This is a genomic window from Streptomyces sp. BK79 (assembly GCF_044142145.1).
Lineage (GTDB): Bacteria > Actinomycetota > Actinomycetes > Streptomycetales > Streptomycetaceae > Streptomyces.
Genome location: NZ_JBHVOC010000004.1, coordinates 305,073 through 331,289, shown reverse-complemented (window position 1 = coordinate 331,289; position 26,217 = coordinate 305,073). Strand labels below are relative to the sequence as shown.

The 26,217-nt window shown below is 73.7% G+C and carries 25 protein-coding genes, 1 other RNA gene, 1 pseudogene and 1 riboswitch; of the genes and pseudogenes, 15 read left to right on the top strand and 12 right to left on the bottom strand.

What is annotated here, in order from left to right:
* Positions 1–306: 306 nt before the first annotated feature.
* Positions 307–1,356 (top strand): LLM class flavin-dependent oxidoreductase, encoded by a 1,050-nt coding sequence (locus tag ACFIF2_RS07135; protein WP_395571645.1) that lies wholly within the window; start codon positions 307–309, stop codon positions 1,354–1,356.
* A gap of 28 nt (positions 1,357–1,384) precedes the next feature.
* On the opposite strand, the gene rnpB is transcribed toward ACFIF2_RS07135, so the two are convergent.
* The 4 genes and pseudogenes from rnpB to ACFIF2_RS07115 form a co-directional block, all read right to left on the bottom strand.
* Positions 1,385–1,788, bottom strand: an RNA gene (gene rnpB, locus ACFIF2_RS07130) — RNase P RNA component class A.
* Positions 1,789–1,858: 70 nt separating this feature from the next.
* A pseudogene (locus ACFIF2_RS07125) lies at positions 1,859–2,686 on the bottom strand (DMT family transporter); the annotation flags it as partial.
* 19 nt (positions 2,687–2,705) lie between these two features.
* Entirely contained in the window at positions 2,706–3,542 is an 837-nt protein-coding gene (locus tag ACFIF2_RS07120) for an AraC family transcriptional regulator (RefSeq protein WP_395571644.1), read from the bottom strand.
* 28 nt (positions 3,543–3,570) lie between these two features.
* The gene (locus ACFIF2_RS07115; protein WP_395571667.1) at positions 3,571–4,137 is read right to left on the bottom strand and encodes a Uma2 family endonuclease; all 567 of its coding nucleotides are present in this window, start codon (positions 4,135–4,137) and stop codon (positions 3,571–3,573) included.
* A gap of 177 nt (positions 4,138–4,314) precedes the next feature.
* On the opposite strand from ACFIF2_RS07115, the gene ACFIF2_RS07110 reads away from it, so the two are divergent.
* The 4 genes from ACFIF2_RS07110 to eda all read left to right on the top strand — a co-directional run bounded on the left by ACFIF2_RS07110 (position 4,315) and on the right by eda (position 7,289).
* The gene (locus tag ACFIF2_RS07110; protein ID WP_395571643.1) at positions 4,315–5,076 is read left to right on the top strand and encodes a MerR family transcriptional regulator; all 762 of its coding nucleotides are present in this window, start codon (positions 4,315–4,317) and stop codon (positions 5,074–5,076) included.
* A complete protein-coding gene (locus ACFIF2_RS07105; RefSeq protein WP_395571642.1) occupies positions 5,073–5,720 on the top strand; it encodes a hypothetical protein in 648 nt (215 codons plus the stop codon). Before ACFIF2_RS07110 ends, ACFIF2_RS07105 begins: the two co-directional genes overlap by 4 nt.
* A gap of 33 nt (positions 5,721–5,753) precedes the next feature.
* A complete protein-coding gene (gene yaaA, locus ACFIF2_RS07100) occupies positions 5,754–6,536 on the top strand; it encodes a peroxide stress protein YaaA (RefSeq protein ID WP_395571641.1) in 783 nt (260 codons plus the stop codon).
* Positions 6,537–6,629: 93 nt separating this feature from the next.
* On the top strand, positions 6,630–7,289 hold the full coding sequence (eda, locus tag ACFIF2_RS07095) for a bifunctional 4-hydroxy-2-oxoglutarate aldolase/2-dehydro-3-deoxy-phosphogluconate aldolase (RefSeq protein ID WP_395571640.1): 660 nt from the start codon (positions 6,630–6,632) through the stop codon (positions 7,287–7,289).
* On the opposite strand, the gene ACFIF2_RS07090 is transcribed toward eda, so the two are convergent.
* The 3 genes from ACFIF2_RS07090 to ACFIF2_RS07080 are packed head-to-tail and all read right to left on the bottom strand — an operon-like array spanning position 7,264 to position 10,150.
* The gene (locus ACFIF2_RS07090; protein ID WP_395571639.1) at positions 7,264–8,541 is read right to left on the bottom strand and encodes a bifunctional RNase H/acid phosphatase; all 1,278 of its coding nucleotides are present in this window, start codon (positions 8,539–8,541) and stop codon (positions 7,264–7,266) included. The genes eda and ACFIF2_RS07090 overlap by 26 nt on opposite strands.
* 11 nt (positions 8,542–8,552) lie before the next feature.
* Positions 8,553–9,296, bottom strand: a complete 744-nt coding sequence (locus tag ACFIF2_RS07085) for a zinc ribbon domain-containing protein (RefSeq protein ID WP_395571666.1) — start codon at positions 9,294–9,296, stop codon at positions 8,553–8,555.
* Complete coding sequence (locus ACFIF2_RS07080) at positions 9,293–10,150, bottom strand: Nif3-like dinuclear metal center hexameric protein (protein WP_395571638.1); 858 nt, start codon at positions 10,148–10,150, stop codon at positions 9,293–9,295. The genes ACFIF2_RS07085 and ACFIF2_RS07080 overlap by 4 nt, the downstream gene beginning before the upstream one ends.
* 198 nt (positions 10,151–10,348) lie before the next feature.
* On the opposite strand from ACFIF2_RS07080, the gene ACFIF2_RS07075 reads away from it, so the two are divergent.
* Both ACFIF2_RS07075 and ACFIF2_RS07070 read left to right on the top strand, forming a co-directional pair.
* Complete coding sequence (locus ACFIF2_RS07075) at positions 10,349–11,533, top strand: hypothetical protein (RefSeq protein ID WP_395571637.1); 1,185 nt, start codon at positions 10,349–10,351, stop codon at positions 11,531–11,533.
* A gap of 97 nt (positions 11,534–11,630) precedes the next feature.
* On the top strand, positions 11,631–11,798 hold the full coding sequence (locus ACFIF2_RS07070; RefSeq protein ID WP_395571636.1) for a hypothetical protein: 168 nt from the start codon (positions 11,631–11,633) through the stop codon (positions 11,796–11,798).
* A gap of 35 nt (positions 11,799–11,833) precedes the next feature.
* On the opposite strand, the gene ACFIF2_RS07065 is transcribed toward ACFIF2_RS07070, so the two are convergent.
* Entirely contained in the window at positions 11,834–12,793 is a 960-nt protein-coding gene (locus tag ACFIF2_RS07065) for a MaoC/PaaZ C-terminal domain-containing protein (protein WP_395571635.1), read from the bottom strand.
* A gap of 128 nt (positions 12,794–12,921) precedes the next feature.
* Here ACFIF2_RS07065 and ACFIF2_RS07060 point away from each other — a divergent pair, with 128 nt between their 5' ends.
* Together ACFIF2_RS07060 and ACFIF2_RS07055 are read left to right on the top strand one after the other, a co-directional pair.
* A complete protein-coding gene (locus tag ACFIF2_RS07060) occupies positions 12,922–14,292 on the top strand; it encodes a sensor histidine kinase (RefSeq protein ID WP_395571634.1) in 1,371 nt (456 codons plus the stop codon).
* A gap of 281 nt (positions 14,293–14,573) precedes the next feature.
* Positions 14,574–15,200 carry a response regulator gene (locus ACFIF2_RS07055; protein ID WP_395571633.1) on the top strand — a complete coding sequence of 209 codons (627 nt, stop codon included), beginning with the start codon at positions 14,574–14,576 and terminating at the stop codon, positions 15,198–15,200.
* 37 nt (positions 15,201–15,237) lie between these two features.
* Here the strand turns inward: ACFIF2_RS07055 and ACFIF2_RS07050 are convergent, their stop codons facing one another.
* Entirely contained in the window at positions 15,238–16,665 is a 1,428-nt protein-coding gene (locus tag ACFIF2_RS07050) for an MFS transporter (protein WP_395571632.1), read from the bottom strand.
* Positions 16,666–16,953: 288 nt separating this feature from the next.
* Here ACFIF2_RS07050 and ACFIF2_RS07045 point away from each other — a divergent pair, with 288 nt between their 5' ends.
* The 5 genes from ACFIF2_RS07045 (at position 16,954) to ACFIF2_RS07025 (ending at position 21,921) form a co-directional block, all read left to right on the top strand.
* Positions 16,954–18,720: an MFS transporter gene (locus ACFIF2_RS07045; RefSeq protein ID WP_395571631.1), complete on the top strand. Its 1,767-nt coding sequence runs from the start codon at positions 16,954–16,956 to the stop codon at positions 18,718–18,720.
* 97 nt (positions 18,721–18,817) lie between these two features.
* A complete protein-coding gene (locus tag ACFIF2_RS07040) occupies positions 18,818–19,468 on the top strand; it encodes a class I SAM-dependent methyltransferase (RefSeq protein ID WP_395571630.1) in 651 nt (216 codons plus the stop codon).
* 22 nt (positions 19,469–19,490) lie between these two features.
* A complete protein-coding gene (locus ACFIF2_RS07035) occupies positions 19,491–20,477 on the top strand; it encodes an N-acetylmuramoyl-L-alanine amidase (protein WP_395571629.1) in 987 nt (328 codons plus the stop codon).
* 158 nt (positions 20,478–20,635) lie between these two features.
* Positions 20,636–21,508 (top strand): hypothetical protein, encoded by an 873-nt coding sequence (locus ACFIF2_RS07030; RefSeq protein WP_395571628.1) that lies wholly within the window; start codon positions 20,636–20,638, stop codon positions 21,506–21,508.
* Positions 21,509–21,630: 122 nt separating this feature from the next.
* Positions 21,631–21,921, top strand: a complete 291-nt coding sequence (locus ACFIF2_RS07025) for a hypothetical protein (RefSeq protein ID WP_310873627.1) — start codon at positions 21,631–21,633, stop codon at positions 21,919–21,921.
* Positions 21,922–21,946: 25 nt separating this feature from the next.
* On the opposite strand, the gene ACFIF2_RS07020 is transcribed toward ACFIF2_RS07025, so the two are convergent.
* Genes ACFIF2_RS07020 through ACFIF2_RS07010 form a run of 3 tightly spaced genes read right to left on the bottom strand, consistent with a single transcriptional unit; the run spans position 21,947 to position 25,187 of the window.
* Positions 21,947–23,035 carry a prenyltransferase gene (locus ACFIF2_RS07020; RefSeq protein ID WP_395571627.1) on the bottom strand — a complete coding sequence of 363 codons (1,089 nt, stop codon included), beginning with the start codon at positions 23,033–23,035 and terminating at the stop codon, positions 21,947–21,949.
* On the bottom strand, positions 23,032–23,766 hold the full coding sequence (locus ACFIF2_RS07015; protein ID WP_217252414.1) for a class I SAM-dependent methyltransferase: 735 nt from the start codon (positions 23,764–23,766) through the stop codon (positions 23,032–23,034). Before ACFIF2_RS07015 ends, ACFIF2_RS07020 begins: the two co-directional genes overlap by 4 nt.
* The gene (locus ACFIF2_RS07010; protein WP_395571626.1) at positions 23,760–25,187 is read right to left on the bottom strand and encodes a glycosyltransferase family 4 protein; all 1,428 of its coding nucleotides are present in this window, start codon (positions 25,185–25,187) and stop codon (positions 23,760–23,762) included. The genes ACFIF2_RS07015 and ACFIF2_RS07010 overlap by 7 nt, the downstream gene beginning before the upstream one ends.
* Before the next feature lie 160 nt (positions 25,188–25,347).
* On the opposite strand from ACFIF2_RS07010, the gene ACFIF2_RS07005 reads away from it, so the two are divergent.
* Positions 25,348–25,959: a TetR family transcriptional regulator gene (locus tag ACFIF2_RS07005; RefSeq protein WP_395571625.1), complete on the top strand. Its 612-nt coding sequence runs from the start codon at positions 25,348–25,350 to the stop codon at positions 25,957–25,959.
* A 71-nt stretch (positions 25,960–26,030) separates the two neighbouring features.
* Positions 26,031–26,121, top strand: a riboswitch (cobalamin riboswitch).
* Positions 26,122–26,217: the final 96 nt, after the last annotated feature.

The following is a 26,217-nucleotide window of genomic DNA, read 5'->3' as shown; positions in this document are numbered from 1 at the left end:
AACGGCGCCAGTGTTGGCCTGCACGCGTCAAGCGTCAACAGTTTCGGTAGATGTTTCGAAACCTTCGCCATCCCTCACGGACCCCTCCAGGAAACAAAACCACAGCTCACTCCCACTAGCAGTCCCACCCGCCCCGAGCACCAAAAGCCACTCCCCCACAATGATCAGAAATAGCGAAGCCTGAGGCCGAAACTTTCGAAGCGCGGCCCTCTGGACAGCGGCGAACGCGGCCTCACATCCTCGGGGAGGCACAGCACGACAGCACGACGAAGCCGCACGCCGTTCCCGCACCGGAAGGTGGCGCCCGTGAGGTTCAGCTACGCCATGCTCCCCGACTACCCCCTGGCCGAGTCCCTGGAGTCCATCCGGCTCGCGGACGAACTCGGCTTCCACGCCTGCTACGCCGCCGACGAGACCTGGCACAAGGACCTGTGGCTCCTCTTCGCCGCGGCGGCCGGCCGCACCACCCGCATCCGCCTCGGCCCGAGCGTGTCCCCGGTGACCCTGCGCGAGCCGACCCTGATCGCCCAGGCCCTCGCCACCCTCGACGAACTCTCCGGCGGCCGCGCCGAAGGCGTCCTGTCCAGCGGCAACTTCGGCCTGCTCGCCCAGTACCGCATCGACTGGGCCCGCACCAGGCCCCTCTCCCGCGTCAAGGAAGCCCTGCACGTGATGCGCACGTTCCTGGACGAGGGCGCCATCACGCACGAGGGCGAGTTCTTCTCCTACGACGGACTGTTCACGTTCGCCCGCCCCGTGCAGGACCGGCTGCCGCTGAAGCTCGGGGCGATGCGCGGGCCGAAGTCCTTCGAGGCGGCGGGCGAGTTGTCGGACGGCTGCCACCACGCCCTCAGCTACACCCGCGAGGCGTACGACTACGCCGTGCGGCACATCCGGGCGGGCGCCGAGCGGGCCGGCAAGGACTGGCGGTCCCTGGACATCGGGGCCTGGGTGGTCTTCGCGACCGGCCCCGACTCGGCGGCGGCCAAGGAGGCGGCACGCAGCATGGTCGGCATCTACGCCTCGTCGATGCCCGGGGAACAGCTCCTGCGCAACGGTGTGGACCCGGCGGAACTGAAGCCGGTCATCGACGCGATCGGCGCCGGCGACCTGGCCCGCGGCATCGAACTCACCACCCCGGACGTCGCCGACCGCCTCTCGGTCGCGGGCACGCCCGAGGAGTGCCTGGACAAGATCCGCCGGGACATCGCTCCCAGCGGCGTGAACCACATGATCTGCGCGCTCACCGACCGCACCCTGGTGAAGACCTTCACGGGCCGCGACCTGCCGGAGGCGGCGGACGTGGACACCCAGCTGCGGCTGATCGCGGAGCGGGTGATGCCGGCGTTCGCCTGACCCGGCGGACGTACGGGGAGGGTGGCGGCAGACGAGTCGGGCTGTACGCCGGGTTCTGTTCCGGAAGGTCCTCGCGGGCCTTCCGGCGACGGCCATCCATCTACGACCGGCGTTGCCACCGGCCTCCAGCGGTCTACCCGCGGACTCGGGCGGGCAGCCCTCGAACGTCCGCGCAGAGCGCTTCTTACGGCGCTCCTCTTGACCTTGCTCCGGGTGGGGTTTACCTAGCTGCCCAGGTCGCCCTGGGCACTGGTGGTCTCTTACACCACCGTTTCACCCTTACCCGGGACCGAGGTCCCGGGCGGTCTGCTTTCTGTGGCACTGTCCCGCGGGTCACCCCGGGTGGCCGTTAGCCATCACCCTGCCCTGTGGAGCCCGGACGTTCCTCGGGAAGTCCCGTGAGGGACTCCACGCGGCCGCCCGCCCGGCTCGTCTGCCGTGTCGACCATCGTACCCGGCGGACCTCCCGCCTCGGACCGGCGGCGGCCGTCGCGAGGACCGAGCCGGCCAGGATCAGGGTGAAGGCGACGCCGATGCCGAGGGTCAGGTCCTCGTCCAGGAGGAGAGCGCCCGCGGCGACGGCGACCGCCGGGTTGACATAGGTGATGACGCCGGCCCGGGTCGGGCCGACCTCCTTGATCAGCTCCAGGAAGGCCACGAAGGCGATCGCGGTGCAGACGAGACCGAGGCCGGCCAGGGCTGCCAGGGCCTCGCCCGAGGGCAGGGCGGTGGGCCGGGTCAGGAAGGCGGCGGGAGCGTAGACGACGGCGGCCAGGGTGAGGCAGGGGGTGATGAGCTGAAGGGTGGGGACGTCCTTGAGGTGGCGGGCGGCTATCAGGGGGGCGGTGGCGTAACCGACGACCGTCACCAGCACCTCGGCCAGCGAACGGGCGTCACCGCCGGTGAGGTGCGGCACGGTGAGCACGGCGACGCCCCCGAGGCCGAGGCCGAGTCCGGTGAGACGGCGGGCGCCGACCCGTTCCTCGGCGCCGAAGAAGCGGGCCAGGAGGACGGCGACGATCGGTACGCCCGCGATCAGCAGCCCCGCGGTGGAACTGGACAGGTGCCGCTCGGCGTCCGTCAGGGTCCACCAGGGTCCGATGATCTCGATCACGGCGAAGGCCAGCATGGGTTTCCAGTGGCTCCGTACGGTGCCGACGAGGTCTCCCTTGCGCAGGGCGAAGGGGAGCAGGAGCAGCGCGCCGAGGGCGCAGCGGGCGAACACCACCCCCGACGGGGACACCTCGTCCACCGCCACCTTGATCATCAGGTAGGGGACGCCCCAGACCACTCCCATCAGGGAGAACAGGAACCAGCCGCGTGCAGTCATGCGGCGAGTCTGCGCCGGGTCAGCGGGCGTGGTCTTGAACGCTGTTGCGGTACGCCGCCGGGGTCACCCCGAGGACCCGGCGGAACCAGCGGGTCAGGTGGGCCTGGTCGGCGAAGCCCACCAGCGCCGCCACCTCGGCGGGGCGCAGGCCCGTGTCCAGCAGCCCGCGCGCCCTGGCCACCCGGTGCTGGGCGAGCCAGGCGTACGGCGGTATCCCCGTCGCCGTACGGAAGGCGCGCAGGAGCTGGTAGCGGGACAGGCCGAGGTCGGTGGCGAGGTCGGCCAGGGACGGCGGGGCGAGGAGTTCGCCGGCGAGGCGGTCGCGTACGACACGGGCGACGCGGTCGGCGCCGGGGACGGTGTCGTCGGCCGCGCGGGCCGTGGAGTGGCGGCGGGCCAGCGCCGTGAGCAGCCAGGGGAGGCGGGACTCGGCCTCCAGGGGGTCGGGGCAGCGGGCCAGGTCCGTGTGCGCGGCGCGCAGGGCGGCGGCGAGTTCCGGGTCGTGGAGGACGGGTTCGCGGAAGTGCGGGAGGGCGGCGGGGGCGCGGGTGCCGTCGGCGAGGAGGTCCGGGGCCGCGTACAGGGCCCGGTACGAGTAGCCCTCGGGGGCCGCCGGGCCGCCGGTGTGCACCTCGCCGGGTTCGAGGACGACGATGGAGCCCGGTCCCGAGTGGATGTGCCCGCCCCGGTAGGCGATGACCTCCAGGCCGCCGACGGTGACCCCGACGGTGAACTCGTCGTGGGCGTGCGGGGCGTAGACGTGCCGGTCGAACCGGGCGGTGAGCAGGTCGAGGGTCGGCCCACCGGTCCCCAGCCGGGCCCTGGTCCAGCGTGCCTGCTCACCGTGTGCGTCCACCGCGTCCCACCCCCCTGCCCCCACGGGATCAGAGGAAGTCGCTCGTGTCCAGGTCGAAGGAGAAGGGGGCGGGCAGAGTCAGTGGCTTTCCGAAGGCGACGGTGCAGTGCTGTCGGTAGTCGTCGCGGCCCGGGTCGCTGAACAACGTGATCGACGACTCCTGACGGTCGACGAGCAGGTAGAACGGAATGCCGCCGCGCGCGTACGCATGGCGTTTGGTCTCGCGGTCGGCCTTGGGCTTGGTGGAGGTCACCTCCAGCACCAGCGTCACACCGTCGCAGGGCATCCAGGGTTCGGCTCCGCGATAGAGCCTGGACTTCCTGGGCGCGAAGGTGCCGTCAGGGATCACATGGTCCGCCAAGAGGCCCTCGGCGTTCTTCAGCTTGAGGCCTTTGTTGCCCGAGAACTGCATGTCGGTGACGGATCGCCGGTGCACCTGGCTCACGATCAGCCCGATGTAGTCCTCGTGGTCCCCGTCCGGCGGCGGTGTCACGACGATCTCCCCTTCGATCAGCTCCGCCCGGAACCCTTCCGGGGTGTCCAGGTCGAGAAACCACTCCAGCAAGAGGTCCCGCGTGATCGGTTCGTGTGCCATGGCAGTCATGTCACGCCCCTCCTTCGGTCGCTCGCCAGACTGGGGCATCGCCTGATCACCTGTTCGTGAGACCGGAAACCGTTCCCTCGATCGTGGCACAGGACCGGCGGCGCTGTCCGGAAGCCGGCCCCTCGTCCCGCTTGACCCTGTCGCAACGTCAACGTTTGTACTGGCCCCATGCGGATCGGAGAACTCGCCGACGCCGTCGGCGTCACCACGCGGACCGTGCGGCACTACCACCATCAGGGCCTGCTGCCGGAGCCGGAGCGGCTGGTCAACGGCTATCGGACGTACACGCTGCGGCACGTCGTCGTGCTGGCCCGGATCCGGCGGCTGACGGAGCTGGGGCTCGGGCTGGCGGAGGTGCGGGACGTGCTCGCGGACGAGGCCGGGAAGGATCTTGCCGAGGTGCTCCAGGAGCTGGACGCGGATCTGGCGCGGCAGGAGGCGGCGATCCGGGAGCGCCGGGCGCGGCTGCGGGCCCTGCTGGAGGCGGAGGGCGGGCTGCCGCCCGAGGGGCCGGTCTCGCCGGAGCTGGCGGCGCTGTTCGCGGGGATGGGGGACGTCTCCGGCTCCCCCATGGCCGTACGGGACCGCGAGATGCTGGCGCTGCTGGAGAGCACGATGGCGCCGGAGGACCGGGAAGGGCTGCTGGCCACGCTGCGGGGTGCCCTGGGCTCCCCGGAGGCGGTGGCACGCGCCCATCGCGCCTACGCGCTGCTCGACGAGCTGGCGGGCGCCGGCGCCGACGACCCGCGCGTCGCCGAGGCCGCCGCCATGCTCGCCGCGTGCCTGCCCGCGGAGCTGCTGCCCGAGGGCGACGCCGTCCTCGACTCCGGTGACAGCTTCCTGCGCGCCCTGTACGCCGACTTCGCGCCGGGGCAGGCGGAGGCGGTCCGGCAGGCGATGGGAATCGTCGCGCGGGAGCGGCGGTCATGAAGGGCCCGTCGGCGAGGCGCCGGGCCTTCCTCAGGGCCCCGTCGTTCGTCACGGTCCCGTACCTCGTGATCCGGCACGAGCTGCGGCTGCTGGCGAGCCTGTGGTTGTGGGCGGCGCGGCGCACCCACGGGATCCAGGGCGGCGCGGCGGCGTTCGGGTACGCGCGGGGGCAGGGCGCGATGATGTTCGGCCTCGGGTTCGTGTGCGTGATCGAGTCCGTGATGATGTCCGTGCTGCTGCGGGACTGGCCCACGGCGCACCACGTGGTCCTGGTCCTGGACGTGTACACCGTCCTCGTCGTCGTGGGGCTGCACGCCGCGTCCGTGGTCCGGCCGCACGTCCTGGACGCGGGCGGCGGGACGCTGCGGATCCGCCGGGCCGTCCACGTGGACGTGCGGATACCGCTGAAGCGGATCGCCTCGGTGCGCCGGGAACTGCGGACGACGCACGAGCGGGCTCAGGGGGAACTCGATCTCGCCGTCGGCTCCCAGACCTCGGTCACCATCGGCCTCGCCGAGCCCGTCACCCACGTCACCTTCCTCGGGCGGCGGCGCGAGGTCCGCGTCGTGCGCTGTCACGCCGACGACCCCGGTGCCCTCGTACGGGCCGTCGACCGGGCCCGGGAGGGGTACGCCGTACCCTGACCAGGGGCCGAGAGCTCGATCGAAGGAGTACGTGTGCTTGTCCTGCTGCCGCCGTCCGAGGGGAAGGCCGCGTCCGGCCGGGGCGCCCCGCTGAAGCCGGAGTCGCTGTCCCTGCCGGGGCTGGCCCCCGCCCGGGAGGCCGTGCTGGGCGAGCTGGTCGAGCTGTGCGCCGGTGACGAGGAGAAGGCACGCGAGGTGCTCGGGCTGAGCGAGGGGCTGCGCGGCGAGGTCGCCAAGAACACCGAGCTGCGGACGGCGGGGGCGCGTCCGGCCGGGGAGATCTACACCGGCGTCCTGTACGACGCGCTGGACCTGGCGTCGCTGGACCCGGCCGCCCGGAGGCGGGCCGCCCGGTGGCTGCTGGTGTTCTCGGGGCTGTGGGGCGCGGTGCGGGTGACCGACCGGATCCCCTCCTACCGTTGCTCGATGGGCGTGCGGCTCCCCGGGCTCGGGGCGCTGGGCGCGTACTGGCGGGCGCCGATGGCCGAGGTGCTGCCCGAGGCGGCCGGGGACGGCCTGGTGCTGGACCTGCGCTCGTCGGCGTACGCGGCGGCGTGGAGGCCGAAGGGCGAGGTGGCCGGGCGGACGGCGACCGTGCGGGTGCTGCACGCGCCGACCCGCAAGGTGGTCAGCCACTTCAACAAGGCGACCAAGGGGCGGATCGTCCGGAGTCTGCTGGCGTCCGGGAGCGCGCCCGAGGGGCCCGCCGGGCTGGTGGAGGCGCTGCGGGACCTCGGGTACGAGGTCGAGGCGCAGGCGCCCGCGAAGGCGGGGAGGCCGTGGTCGCTGGACGTGCTGGTGACGGACGTTCACTGATCTCCACGGTCATGCGCCGGACCGATCACCCCATCCGTTGCACGTATCGCAACGCTCGTTGCGCAGGATGCTCTCCGGCGGCACGATGAGGGCATGAGCTCACCGCTGCCCTCCTCCCCCGCCGCTTCCGTGCTGGACCTCGCCCCCGTCGTCCCCGTGGTGGTCGTCGACGACCTCGCGGACGCCGTGCCGCTCGCCCGGGCGCTCGTGGCCGGCGGGCTGCCCGCGATCGAGGTGACGCTGCGGACGCCGGTCGCCCTCGACGCGATCCGCGCGATCGCCGGTGAGGTGCCGGGGGCCGTGGTCGGCGCGGGCACCGTCATCACGCCGGAGCAGGTCGGCGAGGTGGTGGCGGCCGGGGCGCGGTTCCTGGTCAGCCCGGGGTGGACGGACCGGCTGCTGGAGGCGATGCGGGGGTCCGGGGTGCCGTTCCTGCCGGGGGTGTCGACCACCTCGGAGGTGGTGGCGCTGCTGGAGCGCGGGGTGCGGGAGATGAAGTTCTTCCCGGCCGAGGCCGCGGGCGGCACCGCCTACCTCAGGGCGCTGTCCGCCCCGCTGCCGCAGGCCCGCTTCTGCCCGACGGGCGGCATCACGCCGGCCTCGGCGCCGGACTACCTCGCCCTGCCCAACGTCGACTGCGTGGGGGGCAGTTGGATGCTGCCCAAGGACGCGATCGCGGGCCGCGACTGGGGGCGCGTCGAGGCGCTGGCCCGCGAGGCGGCCGGGCTCAGCGCAGGTGGGACGTGTCGTTGAACAGCCGGACGCTCGCGCCGCCGTCCGCGTAGTACGCCACCGCCGACAGCGACGCCGGCGACAGCTCCATCCGGAACAGCGACTCGGGCGGGGCGCCCAGGGCGAGCCGTACGAAGGTCTTGATCGGCGTCACGTGGGAGACCAGCAGGACCGTGCGGCCCGCGTACGCGGCGACCAGCTTGTCGCGGGTGGCGGCGACGCGGGCACCGGTCGCCGCGAAGCTCTCGCCGCCGCCGGTGGGTTCCGCGTCCGGGGAGGACAGCCAGGCGTTCAGGTCGTCCGGGTGGCGTGCGCGCACCTCGCCGAAGGTGAGCCCTTCCCAGGCGCCGAAGTCGGTCTCCCGCAGCCCTTCCTCGACCGTCACCTCCAGACCGAGGCGGGCGGCGACGATGCCGGCGGTCTCGCGGGTGCGGGCCAGCGGGGACGCCACGACGGCCTGGACCGTCCCGCGCCGGGCGAGGCTCGCGGCGACCCTCTCGGCCTGCTCCCGGCCGGCGTCCGACAGGGACGGGTCGCTGCCGCCGCTACCCGAGAACCGCTTCTGCGGCGTCAGGGGCGTCTCCCCGTGCCGGAGCAGGACGAAGGTGGCGGGGGCGCCCATGTCGGGCGGCCCCCAGCCGGGCGAGGCGACGGTCGTCGCGGCCCGGACGTCGGCGGCGGCGTCGGCTCCCCCGGCCAGCCCGGACACCGAGACCGGGGCCGCCGGTGAAGAGGCCGGGCCCGCCGCTGAAGAAGCGGCCGCCGCCGGCGAGGAGGCGGCCGCCGCCCGCGAATCCGTGCCCCGCGATGCCGTGCCCCCCGCGTCCAGCTCCGCCGTCGACGTGGACGGCGACCACCGCTCCCCGCGGGCGCCCGCGTCCATCGCCTCGTTGGCCAGCCGGTCGGCGTGCTTGTTGCTCGCGCGGGGGATCCACTCGTACGTCACCCGGCCCGGCGGGAAGACGCGCGCCGCCTCGGCCGCCAGCGGCTTCATGTCGGGGTGCTTGATCTTCCAGCGGCCCGACATCTGCTCGACGACGAGCTTGGAGTCCATGCGGACGTGGACGGTGGCGTCCGGGTCCAGTCGCTCGGCGGCGCGCAGCCCGGCCAGCAGGCCCCGGTACTCGGCCACGTTGTTCGTGACGACCCCGAGGTACTCGGCGGCCTCGGCGAGGGTCTGCCCCGTCGCCGCGTCCAGCACCACCGCCCCGTAGCCCGCGGGCCCCGGGTTGCCCCGCGACCCGCCGTCGGCCTCGACCACGAACTCCCGCACCGGACCCGCCCCTACAGGCCGGAGTCCGCCGTGCGCACCAGGATGCGGCGGCAGTTCTCGCAGCGTACGACCGTGTCGGGCGCCGCCGAGCGGATCTCGCTCAGCTCGGTGATCGCCAGCTCCTGGCGGCACCCCTGGCAGCTTCGCTGGTACAGCTTGGCCGCGCCGACGCCGCCCTGCTGGTCGCGCAGCTTGTCGTAGAGCTTCAGCAGGTCCTCGGGGACCGAGGCGGCGATGACCTCGCGCTCCTTGGTCACCGAGGCCGCCTCGCCGTCCAGCTCCTCGACGGCGGCGTCCCGGCGCGCGGCGGCGTCGTCGATCCTGCCCTGCACGGAGCCGACCCGCTCGGTCAGTTCAGCGACCCGCTCCTGCGCGGACTCGCGGCGCTCCATCACCTCCAGGACGACGTCCTCGAGGTCGCCCTGCCGCTTGGCGAGGGAGGTGATCTCCCGCTGGAGGTTCTCCAGGTCCTTCGGGGAGGTGACGGCGCCGGAGTCCAGGCGCTGCTGGTCGCGGGCGGCGCGCTGGCGCACCTGGTCCACGTCCTGCTCGGCCTTGGTCTGCTCGCGGGCGCAGTCGCTCTCCTCGGTCTGCGCGGCCACGAGCAGGTCGCGCAGCTGCGTGAGGTCCTTGGTCAGCGATTCGATCTCGGCGTGCTCGGGCAGCGACCGGCGCTTGTGCGCGAGCTGCTGGAGCCGGACGTCGAGGCCCTGGACGTCCAGGAGTCGGATCTGGTCGGCGGGCGCGGCTTTCAGTTGGGGGCTCCCAGTGCGTTGGAGGTCGGGGCGGACGCCGCGTGGGCGGTCCAGGGGTCGGTGACCGTCTTCGAGACGTGGACTCTGAGGTCCCAGCGCTCGCGGTCGGAGATCTCGTCGAGCTGGGCTGCGGCCAGCTCGCACCAGGGCCATTCGGTGGCCCAGTGCGCCGCGTCGAGCAGCGCGAGGGGACTGTGGGCGCGGGCCTCCGACACCGGGTGGTGGCGCAGGTCCGCGGTGAGGAAGGCGTCGACGCCGGCCGCGCGCACGTGGTCGAAGAGGCTGTCGCCGGAGCCGCCGCTGACGGCGACCGTGCGGACCAGGGCCTCCGGGTCGCCGGCGACGCGGATGCCCTGCGCGGTGGCGGGCAGGCGCTCGGCGGCGCGGGCGGCCAGTTCGCGGACGGTCAGCGGGTGTTCCAGCTCGCACACCCTGCCCAGGCCCCGGCGACCGGCGGGGTCGGCCGGGTCCGGCACCAGGGGCCGTACGACGCGCAGGTCGAGGGCGCCGGCCAGCGCGTCGGAGACGCCCGGGTCGGCGGTGTCGGCGTTGGTGTGGGCGACGTGCAGCGCGACGTCGTTCTTGATGAGGGTGTGCACCACGCGGCCCTTGAAGGTGGAGGCCGCCACGGTCGTCGTCCCGCGCAGATACAGCGGATGGTGGGTGACGAGCAGGTCGGCGCCCAGGTCCACCGCCTCGTCGACGATCTCCTGGACGGGATCGACGGCGAACAGCACCCGGGAGACCTGCCGGTCGGGGTCGCCCACGACGGTGCCGACCGCGTCCCAGGACTCGGCCCGCTCGGCGGGCCACAGGTTCTCCAGCGCGGCGATGACTTCTGACAGACGGGGCACGGGTGCAAGGCTACCTGGCTGTACTGCGCCGTCGTACCCTCGGCGGCCTCCCGGCGAACGCCCGGTCCGGCCCAGCACACACCTCGTCCTTCCCTCAGGCGAATCGTTCCTGTGACACACGTACGTGTGAGAGGGACGGCGGCCGGTCCCCCGCCCGTGCGTACGAAAACTACCTTCGTCGCCGGAGGTGACCGAACGATGACAGCCTGTGCTATCGAGCCTTCGGCGGACGCCGGGAACGACGGCCCACCGCGGGCGGGCTGCAGCATCACCGCGGAGGGCGCCTACGCCGCGCGCCTGACCCTGAGCGGGGACTCCTGGTACCCGGAGCGCTGGACGCTGGACGGCCCGGAGCCGTACGCGGTGCCGCTGCCCGGCAACCAGCCGGAGGAGCCCGGTACCGAGGTGCAGCCGATGGGCGACGGACGGGTCCTGGTCCACCGCGTCGCGGCCGGGCGGCACCTCTTCTCCCTGCTGTACCCGACCGGTCCCGGAACCGGCGAGCAGCCGCTCGGCGCGGTCGCGTGTCCGGCGGACACCACCGCGGTGCGGCTGCTGCCGCCGGCCCCGGGCGGCGAGCGGGCGTACGCCCTCGCCGTCGGCCCGCGCTCGACGGCGCTGTGGCGGGTGGCGGGCGGCACCGTCGCCCAGGTCGCCGAGATTCCCGGCCGCTGTTCGGGCGGCGTCTGGCTGGACCGCGCGGCCCGGATGCTGGCCGTGGACCGGGAGACCGGGGGGCGCACCAAGGCGGTCGTGGTGGACCTGGAGCGGGGCGGCGAGGTGTCGCCGCTGCTCCAGATCGCCGCGGACAGCGACGACCGGATACTGCTGGCCGACCCGGACAGCGGCCTGGTGCTGATCCGCTCGGACGCGCCCTCGCCGGGCCGGGCCAGGCTCGGCTGGGGCGTGCTGGGCAGCACCCTGCCGGTGCGCTTCCCCGAGTGCCTGCGGCTGCCGCAGTGCGTGGTGACGCCGTTCGCGATCCAGCCGGGGCAGGCGCTGACGCCGGAGCGCTGCGCGGTGGCGCTGCGGGTGGACGGCGGGTTCGGCAGCTGGGTCGGGGTGTGGCGGCCCGCCGAGCGCCGGGTGCGGCACCTTCCGGCGCCCGAGGGGTGGCTGACCGGCGCCGGCCTGTGGACCGCGGACGGGGAGCTGCGTCTGCCGTGCGCCACGCCGCAGACCCCGTGCGGTGTGGCACGGCTGCCCGCGCCAGGACCGGACGAGACGCGGGCCGGGAAGACGGAACAGGAGCAGGACACGACCACGGACACGCCCCCGGACCGGTCGGACGATCCGGACGCCCCGGCACCCGCCCCGGCACCCGCTCCGCCCCGCCCCGTACCCCTCCAACAGGCCCCTCTGGCACGGCTTGTAACGAAGTAGTGCCGGTTGGCGTGGTCGCCTGGATCCGGGCCGAGGGGTGCCGGTTACACTCGCCCGGCTGCAGGAAAGATCATGTCGACGGGGTGAATTCCTTCTGATGAACGACGCCAGCACGACCCAGCCCACGCAGGCCGACGGCGCCGACGTTTCCGAGACCGTGACGGGCCACGGCAGGCACCGGGGACCGGTGTCCCGCCAGGACGGCACGGCGGCTCCGCGGGGCCGCCACCGCAAACCGGCCGAAGAGTCCGGGACGGCCGCCTGACGGCCACGCACCACACACGGCCACGGCCCCGTTCGTCACATCCGGCGAACGGGGCCGTCGTCGTCCCACGGACCGTCGTCGTCCCCCGCACCCAACGCACCGGATCGCGCACCGGCCCCGACCCCGTACCGGACGTACGTGTCGGCGAGTACGAGGACGTCGTCCCGCTCGACCACGCTCACGGCCGCCCGCACCGTGCCGCCGCCGCCCGGCGCCGGGAAGTGCCACATCCGCACCCGCAGCGTCTCCCCCGGGTACACGACGCCGGTGAACCGCGCGCGGTACTCGCGCACCCGCGTCACGTCACCGTCCAGCAGCGTGTCGACGACCGCCTTGAGGACGCAGCCGTAGCCGCACAGGCCGTGCAGGACGGGTCGCTCGAAGCCGGCGCGCGCGGCGAACTCCGGGTCGGCGTGCAGCGGGTTCGGGTCGCCGGAGAGCCGGTAGAGCAGGGCCTGGTCCTCGCGCAGGGGCCGTTCGACCGTGCGGTCGGGTGCCCGGGCGGGCGGTGGCGCGGGGCGCCCGGACGGTCCCCGCTCACCGCCCCAGCCGCCCGCGCCCCGCACGAAGATCTCGGCCTCCTCGGTCCACAGCGGCCCGTCCGCGCCGGTGACGTCGGTGCGCAGGACCAGGACGGCGGCCGTGCCCTTGTCGTGCACGGCGACGACGCGCGAGGAAGCGCTCGCCCGCCCCCGCGCCGGGACGGGCCGGTACAGGCGCAGCCGCTGCCCGCCGTGCAGCACGAGGGCCAGGTCCACGTCGACGCCGGGCGTGGACAGCCCGCCGATGACACCCGGGGGGCCGCCGCCCGCGACCGTCGCGAAGCTGGGCAGGACGTGCAGCCGCGACTCCAGGGTGTAGCGCAGCTCGCGGGGGTCGGTGGCGGGGCGGCCGGCGCCGATGCCGAGGTGGTAGAGCCGCACGTCCCTGTCGTCCCAGGCGATCTCGCGGACCCGGGCCGGGGCGGCGAGCGCCACCGCTGCGTCGATGGGCATGGCCCTCCTCACTCCCGTCACGGACTGCCAGGACCCTACGGGACACCGGTGACCGTGACATTCGTACTCCCGGACTTCGGACAACCGGATCTGCCGCGGGCCGCCGACGGCTCCGTAGCGTCGTCCGCATGGAACCCACACCCTGCCCCGCGCCCACCGCTCCGCCCTCGCCCCCCGGAGGGACGTACACGCCGGACCACCCCGGGACACGCGCCGCCCGCGGGTGCGATTCTCGTACGGACGAGGTGGCCGCCCGGCTCCCGGAGCCGGTGGACGAACGGACGTGGGACGTGCCGGACAGGAAGCCGACGGGCACGAGCCGGGCCACGGGGCGGCTGCGCGGCCTCTCGTGCCGACTGGACGCCTGGCAGCTGGCGCGGACGTCCGACCCCTCTGCCGGCCCACCGGCGGAACACATCGGCCCCCCGCCCACCGGCTTCGCGCTCCTGCCCTGGCTCCTGATGGGCCTGGGCAGCCTCGCCAACATCTTCCAGGGCCGGACCTCCAACCCCTGGATCGGCGGCCTGGGCCTGCTCCTCTTCAACTCCCTCTACATCTACGTGTCGTTCCGTTCCTTCGACAGGAAGCGGCGCGAAGCGGCGCCGACCCGCCTGGCCCTGGCCGCCATGACCCTGCTGACGTGCGGCCTTTCGCTGGCCTACGGCGGCACCTGGTTGCTCTTCTTCCCCCTCCTCGGCCTCGCCGCGGGCGCCGCGCTGCGCGGCCGGTGGCTCGCCCGGTGGGGCTGGACGCTGGCGGCGCTGGCGGGCGGGGTGGCCGGCGCCAAGGACGGCTGGACCGGCCTGAACATCGCCTACGGCACCTTCCTGTCGACGATGGTGACGGCCGCGATCCTCGGCCTGTCCGACGCCGTACGGCAACTGCGCGCCGCCCGCGAGGAACTCGCCACCCGCGCGGTCGCGGAGGAACGCCTCCGCTTCTCCCGCGACCTGCACGACCTCCTCGGCCACACCCTCTCGGTGATCGTGGTCAAGTCGGAGGCCGCCCGCCGGCTGGCGCCCCGGGACCTGGGCGCGGCCCTGACCCAGATCACCGACATCGAGGCGGTCGGCCGGCAGGCGCTGACCGAGGTCCGCGAGGCCGTCACCGGCTACCGCGAGGGCAGCCTCGGCACCGAACTGGACCGGGCCCGCTCGGTGCTGACCGCCGCGGACATCGCGCCGGTGGTCCACCACCGGGGCCCACCACTGCCGCCGCGGACCGAGGCACTGCTCGGCTGGGTGGTGCGGGAGGCCGTCACCAACGTCATGCGGCACAGCGGTGCGAGCCGGTGCGAGATCGCGGTGTCGGGCAGCGCGGAGCGGGTCCGGCTGACGGTCACGGACGACGGGCCGGGCACCGGCGGCGCGACCTCGGGCCCCGGCACCGGCCTGACCGGCCTGACGGAACGCCTCACGGCGGCCGGGGGCACGCTGACGGCGAAGGCGCGGACGGAGGGCGGCTTCTCGGTGACGGCGGAACTGCCGGTACGGGGATGAAGAAACGGGACGTACAACGAACGAACCGTCAGCCGCGTACAGCGGAAGCGGGACCGGACGGAAAGCCGCGTACGGCGGGAAGGGGACGGGCTGGGGGGTGTCCGCCCGCAGCGGTTGGCGCGTCAACGCCACCCACTTCTGTGGCCGACCGATTCCGCGCCGTTCCGAGGACGGACACCCCCCGGCCCGGCCCCGACCCCCACACAACCGAACGCGCTACCCGCACCCCCACCGAACCCGCACAGGCCGCCGCAGGCACCCCGCCCCCCTACCCTGACCCCGTGACCGACACACACCCCCGCCCCATCCGCGTCCTGCTGGCCGAGGACCAGGGCATGATGCGCGGCGCGCTCTCGCTGCTGCTCGGGATGGAGGAGGACATCGAGGTCGTCGCCCAGGTACCGGCCGGCGACGAGATCGTCGGCGCCGTACTGGCGCATCGCCCCGACGTGGCCCTCCTCGACATCGAACTGCCGGGCAGAAGCGGCCTGGACGCCGCCGCCGAGCTGCGGGAGCGGGCGCCCGGGTGCCGGGTGCTGATCCTGACCACGTTCGGCCGCCCCGGCTACCTGCGGCGGGCCCTGGAGGCCGGCGCCGCCGGCTTCCTCGTGAAGGACGGCCCCGTGGAGGAGCTGGCCGGCGCGGTCCGCCGGGTGCTGGCCGGCGAGACGGTCGTCGACCCCGCGCTCGCCGCCGCCGCGCTCAGCGCCGGCCCCAACCCGCTCACCCCCCGCGAGTGCGACGTGCTCAGGGCGTCCGCGGACGGCGCGACCGTCGCCGACATCGCCGGGTCCCTGCACCTGTCCGAGTCCACGGTCCGCAACTACCTCTCCGCCGCCATCGGCAAGACCGCCACCCGCAACCGCACGGAGGCCCTGCGCGAAGCCCGCCGCCAAGGATGGGTGTGAGGGACTGAGGGACTGAGGGGCTGAGGCCCCGGACCCGCTACTCGCCCCGCTTCCCGGCCGGCAGCCACGCCCGCATCAGCAACGCCCCGCCGACCAGCACCACCGCCCCCGTGCGGAACACCAGCGCGTACCCGTCCGTCAGTTCCCGGGGCCCCGCATGCTCCCCTCCCGCCCGGGCCGCCGCGATCGTCGACATCACGGCGAGTCCCAGCGAACCCCCCATCGTCCGGGAGGTGTTGATCAGCCCGGAGACCAGTCCCGCGTCCCCCGCCGCCGCCCCCGAGATGGCGAGCGACGCCAGCGGAGTCGCCGCCAGCCCCGCGCCCACCATCATCAGCACCCCGGGGATCATGATCGCGGTCACGTAACCCCCGTCGGCGGTCATCGTCGACTGCCAGCCGAAACCGACCGCCGCCACCAGCGTGCCCAGCACGGCGACGTTCCGCGCCCCGACCACCCGCATCAGCCGCGGCGCCGCCTTCGACCCGAGGACCACCGCCAGGGAGCTGGGCACGAGCGCGAGACCGGCCTCCAGGGGGGAGTAGCCCAGCACGTTCTGCGCGTACAGCGTCATGAAGAACCACATCGCGAACATCGACGAGCCGGACACCAGCATCGCCACGTTCGCCGACGCCACCGACCGCAGCCGCAGCAGCCCCAGCGGCATCAGCGGCGCCGCCGTCCGCGCCTCGACGAGCAGGAACAGCGCGAGCAGCGCGACCCCGGCCAGCAGCGGCACCAGCGTCGCCGTCGCCGCCCAGCCCTCGGACTCGGTCTGTGAGATGCCGTAGGCCAGCGTGGCCAGACCGGCGGTGACCAGCAGCGCGCCGGGCAGGTCGAGGCGCCGGCGCTCACCGGCCCGGCTCTCGGTCAGCCACAGCACCGCGCCGGCCAGCACGACCGCTCCCACCGGCACGTTGATCAGCAGGACCCAGCGCCACGACAGCCCGTCGACCAGGATGCCGCCCACCAGTCCGCCCGCCGCGCCGCCGCCCGCGCCGACGGCGGTCCAGGTCGCTATCGCCCGGGCCCGCGCCGCGCCCTCGGGCACCGCCGAGGTGAGGATCGTCAGCGTCGACGGCGCCAGCACCGCGGCGCCCAGTCCCTGCACCGCCCGCGCGAGCAGCAGCTGCCAGCCCTCCTGGGCGAACCCGCCGCCCAGCGAGGCCAGCGTGAACAGCCCGAGCCCGATCAGGAACATCCGCTTGCGCCCGTACAGGTCGCCGGCCCGTCCGCCGAGCAGCATGAAGCCGGCGAAGGCGATGGCGTAGGCGTTGACCACCCACTGGAGTCCTTGGGCGCTCAGGTGGAGGTCGGCCCGCATCGACGGCAGGGCGACGTTGACGACGGACACGTCGAGCACGACCAGGAACTGGCCGGCGCAGGCCAGCGCCACCACCAGCCAGGTGGGTGGCGTACGGCGCGGGGCGGTCCGGGTGGCGGAGGTACCGGTGGCTTCGAGCATGGGTGTCATGGTCTCAACCCGGGCGCACCCCTTGCATCGGTATTTGGTCCCCGGGCGCCCTAGGTCCCGGGACGTAGACGCGACCCCGACCCCGACACCGTCCGGAGCCCCGGAGCCCCGGAACCCCGGAGCCCGGCACCCTCCGACGCCCGGCCCAAGAGAAGGTCAAGAATTACTTAGGGACTCGAAGCAACGGAATAGTTGCCCCGGCGCACGAGGTTCACCCTGCACACAGTCACGACCACGCACCGCATCTCGCCGACCGACCCGGCCTGGAGGCCTCACCCCATGTCCCACACGACGACCGACGAACCCGTCCGGAAGGCGAGCGGGGCCACCGTCCCGGTACTCGCCTTCGCCGGCATCGTCGTCGCGGTGATGCAGACCCTGCTCGTCCCGGTCATCAAGGACCTGCCCCGACTCCTGGACACCTCGCCCAGCAACGCCACCTGGGTCCTCACCTCCACGCTCCTCTCCGGAGCGGTGGCCACGCCGATCATGGGCCGGCTCGGCGACCTGTTCGGCAAGCGCCGCATGCTGATCGCCAGCCTGTCGGTGATGGTGGTGGGCGCGCTGGTCAGCGCGTTCACCGACGCCCTGCTCCCGATGATCGTCGGCCGCACCCTCCAGGGCTTCGCGATGGGCGCGATACCCCTCGGCATCGGCCTGATGCGCGACATGCTGCCCCGCGAGCGGCTCGGCTCGGCGATGGCGCTGATGAGTTCCTCCATCGGCGTCGGCGGCGGCCTGGCGCTGCCCGCCGCGGCCCTGGTCGCCCAGCACACCGACTGGCACGCCCTGTTCTACGGCGCCGCCGGCCTCGGCGTCCTGGCCATCGCCCTCACCCTCCTGGCCGTACCGGAGTCCCCGCTGCGCGCCAAGGGCTCCTTCGACCTGCCGGGCGCGCTCGGCCTGACCGCCGGCCTGGTCCTCTTCCTCCTGCCGATCACGAAGGGCAGCGACTGGGGCTGGTCGTCGCCCACCACGCTCGGCCTGTTCGCCGCCGCCGTCGTGGTGCTGCTCCTGTGGGGCCTGATGGAGCTGCGCGTCGCGGCCCCGCTGGTCGACCTGCGCACCACGGTCCGCCGCGAGGTCCTGCTCACCAACCTCGCCTCGATCATGGTCGGCGTCGCCTTCTACGTCGTCTCCCTGGTCCTGCCGCAGCTCCTTCAACTCCCCTCGGAGACCGGTTACGGCCTCGGCCGGTCGATGGTCGTCGCGGGCCTGTGCGTGGCCCCGCTGGGCCTGACGATGATGTTCACGGCGCCGGTGTACGCCCGCCTGTCGGCCCGCTACGGCCCCCGCACCACCCTGATCATCGGCCTGCTGGTCATCGCGCTCGGCTACGGCGGCGGCCTCGGACTGATGAGCGCCGCCTGGCAGACCGTCGTCACCTCGGTCCTGCTCGGCGCCGGTATCGGCCTGGCCTACTCCTCGCTGCCCGCGCTGATCATCGGCGCGGTGCCGGCCTCGGAGACGGGCGCGGCCAACGGCCTCAACACGCTCATGCGGTCCATCGGCACGTCGGTGTCCAGCGCCGTCATCGGCATGGTGCTCGCCAACACGGCCGACGACGTGGGCGGGGTGGCCGTCCCCACCATGGAGGGCTTCCGCGTCTCGTTCCTGATCGCGACCGGCGCGGTCGCCGTCGGCCTGGCGCTGGCCTTCTTCCTCCCCCGCCGCCGCCCGGAGACGACCACGCGGCTGCGCGCGAGCAGCGAGGAGGACGCGAACCTGGCCCGCGCCGAGCAGGCGCTGGCCGGCGGGTTCCCGTCCGACGCGGAGCTGTCCGGCTTCCGCGGCCGGGTGCTGACCGCCGACGGCGTCCCCGTCGCCCGCGCCAAGGTCACGCTGATCGACCGGCACGGACGCCAGGCCGGCGCGACCCTCTCCGCCGGGGACGGCGGGTACGCCCTCGCCGTCCCCGGCCAGGGCCCGTACGTCCTGGCCGCCCGCGCCACGGGCCACGGTCCGCTCGCCCACGCGGCCACCCACACCGGCGACCGGCCGGTCGACCTGGACCTGTCCCTGCCGGGCGAGACGGTCACCGCCTGACCCCGGCCCGCCCGTTCCCGCACCCCCTGTCGCATGCCGCGGCCGGGGGTGCGGCAGCATAAGGCGCCGTACGCCCGCACCACCGAGAGGGACGCTCATGCCCGCGGCACCCACCCCCGCCACCCTGGCCGCCTTCGAGGCCGCGAAGGGGTTCATGCCCGCGCACGAGGGCCTCGCCCTGTACGCGGCGGCCGTGGAGGCCGGCGGGCTCGGGCTGCCGCTGCTGGAGGTCGGCACGTACTGCGGACGCTCCACCGTCCTGCTCGCCGACGCCGCCCGCCGGGCCGGGGTCACCGCGCTCACCGTCGACCACCACCGGGGCAGCGAGGAGCAGCAGCCGGGCTGGGAGTACCACGATCCGGAGACGGTGGATCCCGAACTCGGCGTGATGGACACCCTTCCCACCTTCCGCCGCACCCTGCACCGGGCCGGACTGGAGGAGCACGTGGTCGCCCTGGTCGGCCGCTCGCCCCAGGTGGCGGCGGTCTGGAACTCCCCTCTCGGCCTGGTCTTCGTCGACGGCGGCCACACCGACGAGCACGCGAACGCCGACTACGAGGGCTGGGCCCCGCACGTGGCCGAGGGCGGCCTGCTGGCCATCCACGACGTCTTCCCGGACCCGGCCGACGAGTTCACCGGCCAGGCCCCGTACCGCGTCCACCTCAGGGCCCTCGCGTCCGGCGCGTTCACGGAGGTCTCGGTGACCGACTCGCTGCGCGTCCTGCGGCGAACGGGCGCGGGGATCTGAGGGCGCGGACTAGAGTCGCCGCGTGTCGTACACAGGCCCGGACTTCGATCCTCCCCAGCCCCGGCGTTCCCCGCTGCGCCGTCCGCTGACCGTGGCGATCGCCGCGCTCGTGCCCGGGGCGCTGCTCGGGTGGGGCGTCTACGCGGCGGTCGGCGGCCCGGACGACGGGGGCGGTACGGACCGCGCGGACGGCGCGCGGACGTCCTCGGCGCCGCCCTCGGACGGTCCCGCCTCCCCGACCGCCGACGCCAAGCCGCCCACGGGCGCCTCTCCTTCGCCCACCTCGGCGAAGCCGTCGCCCTCCGCGTCGAAGTCCGCGCCCGCCGCTGCGAACGGCCCCCTGAAGGGCAAGGTCGTCGTCATCGACCCCGGGCACAACCCGGGCAACTCTCGGCACACCTCCGAGATCAACCGCAAGGTGGACGTCGGCACGCACTGGAAGGAGTGCGACACGACGGGCACGGCCACCAACTCCGGCTGGCCCGAGGCGACGTTCACCCTGGACGTGGCCCACCGGCTGCGCTCCCTCCTGGAAGCGCAGGGCGCCACGGTGGAACTGACGCAGGACGACGACCGTCCCTACGGCCCCTGCGTGGACGAGCGGGCCCGCATCGGCAACGAGGCGAAGGCGGATGCCGCGATCTCGATCCACGCCGACGGGTCCGGCACCGGCAACCGGGGCTTCCACGTGATCCTGCCGGGGCCGGTGCACGACGGCGAGGCCGACACCCGCGCCATCGTCGGCCCCTCCGCCGAGCTGGGCCGGCGTATCGCGGGCAACTTCGTCCGCGTCACGGGCAGCGCGCCCTCCAACTACGTGGGCGGCGGCACCGGTCTCGTCACGCGCACGGACCTGGGCGGTCTCAATCTGTCAACGGTTCCCAAGGTGTTCATCGAGTGCGGCAACATGCGCGATAGCAAGGACGCGGCGCTGCTGACCAGCGGTGCCTGGCGGCAGAAAGCGGCGCAAGGGATGTCTGAGGGAATCGTGAGTTTCCTGCGCGGGTGACGATCAGCGCGCTGAACCCTGCGGACAGCCCCGACGTGCGGACGATAGTGTCATCCGTACGATGAGGGGCCACCCCCGCGCTTCACACCGGAACCTTTCGGCGACATCGTGACAGCGACGCCTCTACCGACGACGAGACGACCTACGAAGGACCTGAAGTGAATATCCGCTCCCTCACTCGAGGCGACGGCGTGGTGATCGGAGCAGCGGTGTTGCTGTTCATCGCGTCGTTCCTCGACATCTACTCGATCGAAGGTGCTCCGGACAGCGCCGAAATCCCCAGCCTGTGGGGCAGTGGGTCGGTCGTGCTCGGTGTCGTCCTGGCGGGCGTCATCGGTGCCGCGCTCATCGTCGTGGCGCGCGCTCTGCCTCAGCCCAGGAAGGTGGCCGGCCTCGACCTCGGCCAGTTCGGCGTGGCGTTCACGGTCTTCGCGGCCTGGTGCGCGCTGGGCAACATCTTCGACCCGGCCGGAGCCTTCGACAACGACGGGGGCGTGGACAACATCGGGGCCGGCACGGGCCTGATCCTGGCCCTCGTCGCCACCGTGCTCATGGCCGCCGCGGCCATCGCCACCCCGCTGGTCCCGGCCCTCAAGGGCTCCCTGATCCCGGCCTCCCGTCCGGCCGCGCCGCAGCCCTACGGCGGCCAGCCCCAGGGTGGTTACGGCTACCCGGGCGCGCAGCAGCAGCCGTACGGCGGTCAGCCGGGACAGCCCGGCCAGCCCGGTCAGCCGGGGCACCCGGGGCAGTCCTTCGGCGGCGGTCAGCCGCAGCCGGGCCAGCCCCAGCCGCAGGCCCCGCAGCCGCAGCAGGCGCAGGCGCAGCCGGCCGGGGACTTCTCGCCGTTCTGGTTCGCCGTGCCGGTGCCGCGTCCGCTGTTCGCGGAGGACGGCTCGCCCACGCCGATCGCCGAACTGGCGCCGGGCACCTGGTACCTCGCCGTCGAGCAGCGCGGCGCCAATCTGGTGGCCCAGACGCAGGACGGCCGCCGCGGCGTCCTCCAGGACACCTCGGGCATCCAGCGCGGCTGACCGCGCCCGCCCCGTACGACGTCAACGGCCCCTCGCCCACCGGTACTTCCGGGCGAGGGGCCGTCGCCGTGCGCAGGACGGGCCGCAGGTTTCAAACACACATCCGGGGCCAGACGGAAGGCATGTCCCCTAGAAGTCGCAGCGGATCCAGTGCGGGGACGGCCATCGCGGTGATCGCGGACATCATGGCCGTCATCCTCGGACTGTGGATCCTCATGTACCTGTTGGACGCCAACCGGGCCAACGACCTGGTGCAGTTCGTCCATGAAGTGGCCAACGTGCTCGCCGGCTGGTCACGTGACCTGTTCACCTTCGACGAGGCGTGGGCGCGCGTGGTGGCCGGCTACGGCCTGGCAGCCGTCGTCTACCTCTTCGTCGGCCACGCCGTCGCCAACCGCCTCGGCCGCCGCTGACCCCCGCTCCCAGCCCCCCGGGCGCTCAGACGCAGCAGTCGGGGTCCAGGCCCCTGGGCAGCCGGTCGCCGGAGAACACCTGGCAGGTCGCCTCGTGGCCGCCGAGCGCGGCGACGGCGAGGAGCAGGGAGCCGGCCGTCCAGGTGGTGAGTTCGCGGGGCCATATGGCGTCGTCGTCGAAGACGTAGCCCGTCCAGTACAGGCCGCTGTCCGGGTCGCGCAGATGCTGGATGGACTGGAGGATCTCCAGGGCGCGGTCGGACTCGCCGACCGCCCACAGGGCGAGCGCGAGTTCGGCCGACTCGCCGCCGGTCACCCACGGGTTGGGGACGACGCAGCGCACGCCGAGGTCCGGGACGACGAAGCGGTCCCAGCTCTCCGCGATGCGGCTTTTGGCCTCCGTGCCGGTCAGGGCGCCGCCCAGCACCGGGTAGTACCAGTCCATCGAGTAGCGGCCCTTGTCCAGGAACCGTTCCGGGTGGCGGCGGATGGCGTGCCTGAGCGCGCCCGCCGCCAACTCCCAGTCGGGCTGCGGCTCTTCGCGCTGCTCGGCGATGGCCAGCGCGCAGCGCAGCGCGTGGTGGACGGAGGAGCTGCCGGTGAGCAGCGCGTCCGCGGTGTCCGTGCCGTCGTCGTCGCGCCGCCAGCCGATCTGACCGCCGGGCTGCTGGAGCCGCAGCACGAACTCGACCGCCGCGTGGACGACGGGCCACATCCGGTCCAGGAACGTGTCGTCGCCGGTGGCGAGGTAGTGGTGCCAGACGCCGACGGCGACGTAGGCGACGAAGTTGGTCTCCCGGCCGCGGTCGGTGACGTCGGCGAAGTCGCCGTCGGCGTAGGCGGCGTACCAGGAGCCGTCCGGGTTCTGGTGGCGGGCCAGCCACACGTAGGCCCGCTCGGCGGCCTCGTGCTCGCCGGCCGCGTCCAGGGCCATCGCGGCCTCGGTGTGGTCCCACGGGTCGAGGTGGTGGCCGCGGAACCACGGGATCGCGCCGTCCTCCCGCTGTACGGCGAGGATGCCGCGGACGGTGGCGGCGGCCTCGGCGTCGGTGAGGACGCCGGGCAGGACCAGGTGTTCGGTGCGGGGAGTGCGGGGACTGCGGGGCGATGTCACGCGGCGTCCACCGGCGGCAGGTGCGGCTTGGTCGCGTAGGCGACGAAGCTCTTGCCGATCAGCGGGTTCAGCGCCTGCTCGGCGACGCGCGTGGCCAGCGGCTTCTTCATGATGTCCCAGACCAGCAGCTTGTGGTACGCCCGCACCGGCAGCGCCTTGTCGTTGTCGACGCCGAACGCGCACTTCAGCCACCAGTACGGCGAGTGCAGCGCGTGCGCGTGGTGGGTGCCGTAGGGCTTGAGGCCGGCCTCGCGGATGCGGGCGAGGAGCTGGTCGGCCTTGTAGATGCGGATGTGGCCGCCCTCGACCTCGTGGTAGGCGTCGGACAGGGTCCAGCAGACCTTCTCGGGGCCGTACCGGGGCACGGTGATGGCGATGCGCCCGCCGGGCCGCAGCACGCGGACCATCTCGGCGAGGACGCCCTTGTCGTCGTGGATGTGCTCCATCACCTCGGAGATGATGACGACGTCGAAGGACTCGTCCGGGAAGGGCAGGGCGAGCGCGTCGCCCTCCATCGCGGTGGCGGTGGCGCCGGCGGGGGCCTCGCCGGCCTCCTTCATCGCGGCGAACCACTTGGCGACCTCGCGGATCTCCTCCGCGTTCTGGTCCAGCGCGACGACCTGGGCGCCGCGCCGGTAGCACTCGAACGCGTGCCGGCCGGCGCCGCAGCCGAGGTCCAGGACGCGGTCGCCGGGGGCGAGCGGGAACCGGGAGAAGTCGACGGTCAGCACGTGGCCCTGCTTTCGGGGTAGACGCCGGTGTCACTGGTGGTCGGGGTCGCGGGGGCCGGGGTGGCGGGCACGGCCTTCGGGGTGACCGGGGCACTCGGGGTGCCCGGGGCGCTCGGGGAGGCAGCGCCGATGGCCTCGCGGTAGCGGGCGGCCGTGCCCTCGGCGGCGCGGGCCCAGGTGAAGTGCCGCAGCACGCGCTCGCGTCCGGCCGCGCCGAGCCGCGCCCGCAGTTCGCGGTCGCCGAGCAGCCGCTTCAGTCCGGCGGCCAGCGCGCCCGCGTCGCCGGGCGGCACCGCGAGGCAGGTCTCCCCGTCGCGTCCGGCGACCTCCGGGACCGCCCCGCCGGTCGTGGCCAGCAGCGCCGTGCCCGTCGCCATGGCCTCGGCGGCCGGCAGCGAGAACCCCTCGTACAGCGACGGCACGCACGCGACCTCGGCCGATCGGACGAGGTCGACCAGTTCGGCATCCGAGATGCCCTTGACGAACTCGACGGCGCCTTCGAGGCCGTACCGCTCGACCGCCTGGGCGACGGGGCCCTCGGCGGGCCGCTTGCCGACGACGACGAGGTGGGCGTCGGGCTGCTCGGTGCGCACCTTCGCGAGCGCCTCGACCAGGAAGACCAGGCCCTTGAGCGGCACGTCCGCGCTGGACGTCGTCACGATCCGGCCCGGCACGACGGGCACCGACGGGTCGGGCGAGAACAGGTCGGTGTCGGCGCCGATGTGGACGACGTGGATGCGGTCGTCCCGGACGCCGAGGTGGTCGACGATCTCCTGGCGGGAGGTGCCGGAGACGGTGAGCACGGAGGGCAGGCGGCGCGCGACGCGCTTCTGCATGCGGGTGAACGCGTACCAGCGGCGCACGGAGTACCGGCGCTTCCAGCCGTCGGCGGCGTCGAGCTCCAACTGCCGGTCGACGGTGATGGGGTGGTGGATGGTGGTGACGAGCGGGGCGCCGACGTCGCCCAGCAGCCCGTACCCCAGCGTCTGGTTGTCGTGGACGACGTCGAAGTCGCCGCGGCGGGCGCGCAGATGGCGGCGGGCGCGCAGCGAGAACGTCAGCGGTTCGGGGAAGCCGCCGGTCCACATCGTGCCGACCTCCAGCGCGTCGACCCAGTCGCGGTACTCGCCGCGCTTCGGGGTGCGGAAGGGGTCGGGCTGGCGGTAGAGGTCGAGGCTGGGCAGCTCGGTGAGGGACAGCCGGTCCGCGAGGCCCTCGTCGAGCACGGGGTAGGGCTGGGAGCCGATGACCTCGACCCGGTGGCCGAGGCGGGCCAGTTCGCGCGAGAGGTGGCGGACGTAGACGCCCTGGCCGCCGCAGAACGGGTTCCCCTTGTAGGTGAGGAGTGCGATGCGCAGCGGTCGCATGCCGTCGGCGGCGGGCTCGGGACGGGGACCCGTCCGACTGGCCTCAGCGGTCACTCCGGGCCCCCTTCTCACTGCACTGTCCCGCGACAGTACGCCGGGACGTTAATCTAGAACAAGTTTCAGACTTGATCGTTCGGAGGCTCCGAATCTACCGGCAGGTAGGAGTGCTGTGACGAGTGGATCAGGTGATTCACGCCACGGCGACGGGGAGAAGGTGACCGAGGTGGACGACCGCCGTCCCGCCGCCCCGCCCCTGACCGAGCGGCAGCGGGCGCGCCGCCGCCGCATCCTGCGCGCGACCGCCCGGCTCGCCTGCCGGGGCGGCTTCGAGGCGGTGCAGATGCGCGAGGTCGCGGAGTCCTCCCAAGTCGCCCTGGGCACGCTGTACCGCTACTTCCCGTCGAAGGTGCATCTGCTGGTCGCGACCATGCGGGACCAGCTGGAGCGGTTGCACGACACCCTGCGCGAGAGCCCGCCGGCCGGCGAGACGGCGGCGGAGAGGGTGGCCGAGACCCTGATGCGGGCGTTCGCCGCCCTCCAGCGCGAACCCCTGCTGGCCGAGGCGATGGTGCGCGCCCTGACCTTCGCCGACCGCGGTGTCTCCCCGGAGGTCGACCAGGTCTCCCGGCAGACCACCGCGATCGTCCTGGACGCGATGGGCGGCCTGGAGGACCCCACCGGCGCGCAGCTCTCCGCGGTCCGCGTCGTCGAGCACACCTGGCACTCGACCCTGATCGCCTGGCTCTCCGGCCGCGCGTCGCTCGACCAGGTGAGGGCGGACATCGAGACGGCGTGCCGGCTGATCGACCTGACGGAGCGCGGGTGAGCGGGCGGGCGCCCCGGAGCGGCCCGGTTGCCTGCGGGTAAAGTGGCGGCGTCGTCATCACACCCGTACGGGGGGAAGCCGGTGCAATTCCGGCGCTGACCCGCAACCGTGAACCGCCCGCCGAAGCCCTTGTGGCCGCGCGGCCGGTGAGCCGGACTGCCCCGCGCGGACGTGACCGGCTCACGTGCCCGGCACCCGCCGGCGCACGGGCACCGTCGAGGCATACGGGGCCGAGCCGCCCGGGGGTGCCCGTGCTGC

Excerpts from the sequence above, each read along its gene's own strand:
- ACFIF2_RS07070 (WP_395571636.1), top strand. The coding sequence starts at position 11,631 with ATGAACGACGCCAGCACGACCCAGCCCACGCAGGCCGACGGCGCCGAC.
- ACFIF2_RS07105 (WP_395571642.1), top strand. The coding sequence starts at position 5,073 with ATGAAGGGCCCGTCGGCGAGGCGCCGGGCCTTCCTCAGGGCCCCGTCG.
- ACFIF2_RS07060 (WP_395571634.1), top strand. The coding sequence starts at position 12,922 with ATGGAACCCACACCCTGCCCCGCGCCCACCGCTCCGCCCTCGCCCCCC.
- ACFIF2_RS07115 (WP_395571667.1), bottom strand. The coding sequence starts at position 4,137 with ATGGCACACGAACCGATCACGCGGGACCTCTTGCTGGAGTGGTTTCTC.
- ACFIF2_RS07025 (WP_310873627.1), top strand. The coding sequence starts at position 21,631 with ATGTCCCCTAGAAGTCGCAGCGGATCCAGTGCGGGGACGGCCATCGCG.
- ACFIF2_RS07045 (WP_395571631.1), top strand. The coding sequence starts at position 16,954 with ATGTCCCACACGACGACCGACGAACCCGTCCGGAAGGCGAGCGGGGCC.
- ACFIF2_RS07065 (WP_395571635.1), bottom strand. The coding sequence starts at position 12,793 with ATGCCCATCGACGCAGCGGTGGCGCTCGCCGCCCCGGCCCGGGTCCGC.
- ACFIF2_RS07040 (WP_395571630.1), top strand. The coding sequence starts at position 18,818 with ATGCCCGCGGCACCCACCCCCGCCACCCTGGCCGCCTTCGAGGCCGCG.
- ACFIF2_RS07110 (WP_395571643.1), top strand. The coding sequence starts at position 4,315 with ATGCGGATCGGAGAACTCGCCGACGCCGTCGGCGTCACCACGCGGACC.
- eda (WP_395571640.1), top strand. The coding sequence starts at position 6,630 with ATGAGCTCACCGCTGCCCTCCTCCCCCGCCGCTTCCGTGCTGGACCTC.
- ACFIF2_RS07050 (WP_395571632.1), bottom strand. The coding sequence starts at position 16,665 with ATGCTCGAAGCCACCGGTACCTCCGCCACCCGGACCGCCCCGCGCCGT.
- ACFIF2_RS07075 (WP_395571637.1), top strand. The coding sequence starts at position 10,349 with ATGACAGCCTGTGCTATCGAGCCTTCGGCGGACGCCGGGAACGACGGC.